The following is a 4,110-nucleotide window of genomic DNA, read 5'->3' as shown; positions in this document are numbered from 1 at the left end:
GGAGCCGTATTGGATGCCCTAAACGGACAGGATCCGAGTGGAAATGCGCTTTACTATTTTAACCCAGATACAGCGACGTCAGGTTGGATTTGGACAAGACCACAAATTAAAAAAATTGGAAAACATATCTTTTGCGAGTAATTTATTGGAGGTGATTGGTGATGATACGAAATTTTATTATTGGTATTTTAGCATTAGCGCTTATTGGGACTGGCTATTGGGCATATCAAGAAAAGGATCGAAACCAAGTGCTTGCATTAAATGCAGAATCTCATTATCAGCGAGCTTTTCATGAATTGGCATACCATTTAGATCAAATTGAAGATGAGTTGGGAAAAACACTTGCAATGAATACACAGCGACAGTTAACTCCTTCACTTGCAGAAGTTTGGCGGGTAACAAGTTTAGCAAAAGAAGAGGTTGGGCAGCTGCCTTTAGCTGCGGTAGATCTTACAAAAACAGAAGAGTTTTTAGACAAGCTTGGTACATTTAGCTACAAAACATCGATTCGTGATTTAGAGAGTGAACCACTGACTGATAAAGAATACGGAACCCTTGAAAAATTATATAGCTATTCTAAGGATATTAAAAATGAACTGAGAAAAACACAGGCAACAATGTTAAAGCAGGACATGCGGTTTCTAGATATTGATAAAGAGTTTAAGGCACAGGAACAACCATTAGATAATGCTGTGTTAAATGGCTTTCATCTAATGGATGAAAAAATGAAGGGCGTGAGCGAGGTTGAGTGGGGCGCTGGGATGGCAGCTCAAAACATTAACGAAGACAAGCTTGCGAAACGACTCGACGGGAAAAAAATTTCGAAAGCAGAGGCGAAAAATATCGCTCTAGATTACCTGGAGATGGGTGAAAATACCAAAGTGGAGGTGAGTGAGACAGGTAAAGGGTTACCGTATCAAGCCTATAGCTTAGTGATCGATGACCCTAATGAAAAATCCCATTATTATATGGATATTACAAAGCAAGGTGGTCATCCCATTTGGTTTTTACAGGAGCGGCAAATTTCTGATCAAGACATCAGCTTTAACGAAGCATCAAATATTGCTGAAGAGTATTTAAAAAAACGGGGCATAAAAAATATGCAGCTTGTTGATAGCAAGCAATACGATTCAATTGGTGTGTTTGAGTTTGTCTATTTGCAAGACAATGTAAGAATTTATTCAGATTCAATTACTCTTGAAGTCGCATTAGATAATGGAGATATTGTTGGGTATGAAGCGACAAACTATCTCGTCAATCATAAAGATCGAAAGCTTCCTGAGCCCAAGCTGACAATGGAAGAAGCAGAAAAACAGCTAAATCCTCGACTTCAAGTCATGGAAGATCATCTTGCAATAACGATGAATGATCTAGGGGATGAAGTGTTGTGCTATGAGTTTTTTGGCGTCATTAAAGACAAAACGTATCGTATTTTTGTCAATGCGGAAGACGGAGAAGAAGAGCGTGTGGATCGACTTCCAGAAGCAGAGCCTGTGTATGATTTTACGTAGGAATATGTGAAGAAGAAGCAAGTTCTGCTTCTTCTTTTTGTCAATTCATGCGATAATGTATAGTACAATTAACGGTAATAAGGAAAAGGTTGTTGACGATGATGGTTCTGGAGAGGAAGGTAGAAATCAGTGATCGAAATCGGTTCAACGATATTTTTAGAGCTTAATGACAAAAGTGAGGGTGAAAATAAAGTTCTTCGCTTTCGTTGCCGTCTCGTTGATCGGGAAGATGGAACGCTCATGATTGATTATCCAATTAACCAAGAGACGAAAAAACCGGGATTTTTTTACGATGGGACGCAATTTCGTGTGTGGTTCATTGGAAAAGATGATGTGATGTATGCGTTTGATACAGAGATATTAGGAAGAAAAAAAAGCGATATACCGATGCTTATATTAAATGACCCAGGAAACGAAAATTATATACGCATTCAACGAAGAAATTATGTACGTGTTGAAGCGACTGCAGATGTTGCTGTTCATCCGATTGATGGGGCGTCTTTTACGCCTTTCCGAACGGTGACGCTTGATCTTAGTGGAGGAGGGGCAGCGATTGTTATTCCTGTTGGCGTAAAAATGCCTCATGAAGGAAAAGTCAATTGCTGGTTTGCTCTCCACCTTCAATCAGGTGAAACAGCGTTTGTTCAAGCGCTATGCAAGATTATTCGTATATTTAGACCAAGGCCTGAGGCAAGAGAGAGAGCATCACTTCAATTTGAAGAGATAGAACCAGCAAGTCAGCAGAAAATGATCCGTTATTGTTTTGAAAGACAGCTCCAATTAAAACGAAAGAATGAGTAGCAAAAATGGAAGCGGTCTTTATTATTAGACCAATAGTATGGAATGTGGTATCATATTGATTGAATTATTTGATTAATTGAGTCCTCGCAGGGCTGAATAAATGTTACATTAATTTTCGGCTGTTGGTTAGACATATGAGGTGTAAGAATGAAGGGAAATATGAATATTGCTATTGATGGACCTGCTGGTGCAGGAAAAAGCACGGTGGCAAAAAAGGTAGCAAAAGCATTGTCTTATCTGTACATCGACACAGGAGCGATGTATCGTGCGTTAACATACGCTGCGTTAAAAAAAGGAATCGACTTAAATAATGGACGTGCTTTGCTGGAACTATTAGAGGCTGTTTCGATCAAGTTAGAGGATGGAGAAAATGATACGAAGGTGTATGTGAATGATGAAGAAGTGACGGCTAGCATTCGCACGGACCAGGTAACCAAACATGTTTCACTTGTCGCAAGTCATCGAGAAGTAAGAGAGAAAATGGTCGAACAACAGCAGCGATTAGCAAGTCAAGGGGGAGCGGTTTTAGATGGCCGAGATATTGGCACCTTTGTCTTGCCAAATGCTGAATTAAAAGTTTTTCTGACAGCTTCGGTTGAAGAACGTGCCAAACGACGCTATGAAGAAAACCGTTCAAAAGGGTTTTCTTCAGATCTTGAGCAATTGAAGGTTGATATAGTAAAAAGAGATGAATTGGATTCCAATCGGGCATTTGCTCCTTTAAGAAAAGCAGAAGACGCTGTCGAGATCGACACAACCTCCCTTTCCATTGATGAGGTTTCAGAAGCAATCATCACATTGGCAAAGGAGCGGGCGTGACGATGACAATTTATACAATTGGACAGTTTGTATGCCGTACGTTTCTTTCCGCCTTCTATCATGTAGAGGTGATTGGGAAAGAAAATCTTCCAAAAGACAAAGGTGTCCTTCTTTGCTGCAATCATATTAGCAATTATGACCCACCATTACTTGGAGCATACCTAGATCGGCAAGTTCATTTTATGGCGAAGCAAGAGCTTTTTGAGAAGCCGATTTTAAAGGGGCTTTTGCCGAGGCTTGGTGCTTTTCCAGTGAGGCGTGGAATGGGAGACAAGCAAGCGCTTCGAACAGGAATCCAATATCTAAAGGATGGAGAAATTCTTGGTTTGTTTCCTGAAGGTACACGTAGCAAAGACGGGAAAATAGGAAAAGGACTAGCAGGTGCAGGATTTTTCGCTTTACGAACAGATGCAGCTGTTGTTCCTTGCGCGATCATCGGACCTTTTCGCCGCTTTAAAACAGTAAAAATGGTGTACGGGAAGCCGATTGATTTTCAAGCTTTAAGAGAGCAAAAAATATCTGCCGATGAAGCAACGGAAGTGATTATGAGTGAAATAAGAAAGCTCTACGAGGCTCATCAAAGGGCATAGTCGTTAAATACTCTTTCGCAGACGTGAAAGATGTTTATATACAAAGTCAGATTCCCCTAGCGATATGCGGGTGATTGAAGGAGGCAAAAGTCAATGGTCGATGAAATGAACAATGAAGTACAAGACATGAAGCCCTTTTCTGTAGGAGACATCGTTTCAGGAAAGGTTACGAAGGTTGAAGACAAGCAGGCGTTTGTTGATGTGGGCTTCAAGGTAGATGGCATTGTGCCTATTAGTGAACTTTCCAGCTTACACGTAGAAAAGGTAAGCGATGTTCTTTCTGTCGGAGACGAGTTAGAGTTAAAAATTCTTAAATCCGAAGATGATGAACTTGTTCTTTCAAAACGCGCCGTGCAGGCGGAAAAAGCTTGGGACAATCTTGATAAGGC

Annotated in this window: 6 protein-coding genes; all 6 read left to right on the top strand. The window is 40.5% G+C overall.

The genetic code is table 11. From position 1 onward, the window contains the following. The coding region (locus BLT_RS21845; RefSeq protein ID WP_017728060.1) for a cell wall hydrolase at nt 1-141 on the top strand (141 nt) is incomplete at its 5' end. A 20-nt stretch (nt 142-161) separates the two neighbouring features. Next, a complete protein-coding gene (ypeB, locus tag BLT_RS0112100; RefSeq protein ID WP_017728059.1) occupies nt 162-1,511 on the top strand; it encodes a germination protein YpeB in 1,350 nt (449 codons plus the stop codon). 129 nt (nt 1,512-1,640) lie between these two features. Further along, on the top strand, nt 1,641-2,312 hold the full coding sequence (locus tag BLT_RS0112095) for a flagellar brake protein (protein ID WP_017728058.1): 672 nt from the start codon (nt 1,641-1,643) through the stop codon (nt 2,310-2,312). Nucleotides 2,313-2,459: 147 nt separating this feature from the next. Continuing rightward, nucleotides 2,460-3,131: a (d)CMP kinase gene (gene cmk, locus BLT_RS0112090; RefSeq protein WP_017728057.1), complete on the top strand. Its 672-nt coding sequence runs from the start codon at nt 2,460-2,462 to the stop codon at nt 3,129-3,131. 2 nt (nt 3,132-3,133) lie between these two features. Next, nucleotides 3,134-3,721, top strand: coding sequence for a lysophospholipid acyltransferase family protein (locus BLT_RS0112085; protein WP_017728056.1), 588 nt, complete (start codon nt 3,134-3,136; stop codon nt 3,719-3,721). 93 nt (nt 3,722-3,814) lie between these two features. Then, the coding region (locus tag BLT_RS21840) for a S1 RNA-binding domain-containing protein (protein WP_035425791.1) at nt 3,815-4,110 on the top strand (296 nt) is incomplete at its 3' end.

Origin of the sequence: Halalkalibacterium ligniniphilum (assembly GCF_000334155.1) — a bacterium.
In the GTDB taxonomy this organism is placed as follows: domain Bacteria; phylum Bacillota; class Bacilli; order Bacillales; family Bacillaceae_D; genus Halalkalibacterium; species Halalkalibacterium ligniniphilum.
The sequence above is the reverse complement of the archived record's forward strand: the minus strand, read 5'-3'. Positions and strand labels throughout refer to the sequence as shown.

Excerpts from the sequence above, each read along its gene's own strand:
- ypeB (WP_017728059.1), top strand. The coding sequence starts at position 162 with ATGATACGAAATTTTATTATTGGTATTTTAGCATTAGCGCTTATTGGG.
- cmk (WP_017728057.1), top strand. The coding sequence starts at position 2,460 with ATGAAGGGAAATATGAATATTGCTATTGATGGACCTGCTGGTGCAGGA.
- BLT_RS0112085 (WP_017728056.1), top strand. The coding sequence starts at position 3,134 with ATGACAATTTATACAATTGGACAGTTTGTATGCCGTACGTTTCTTTCC.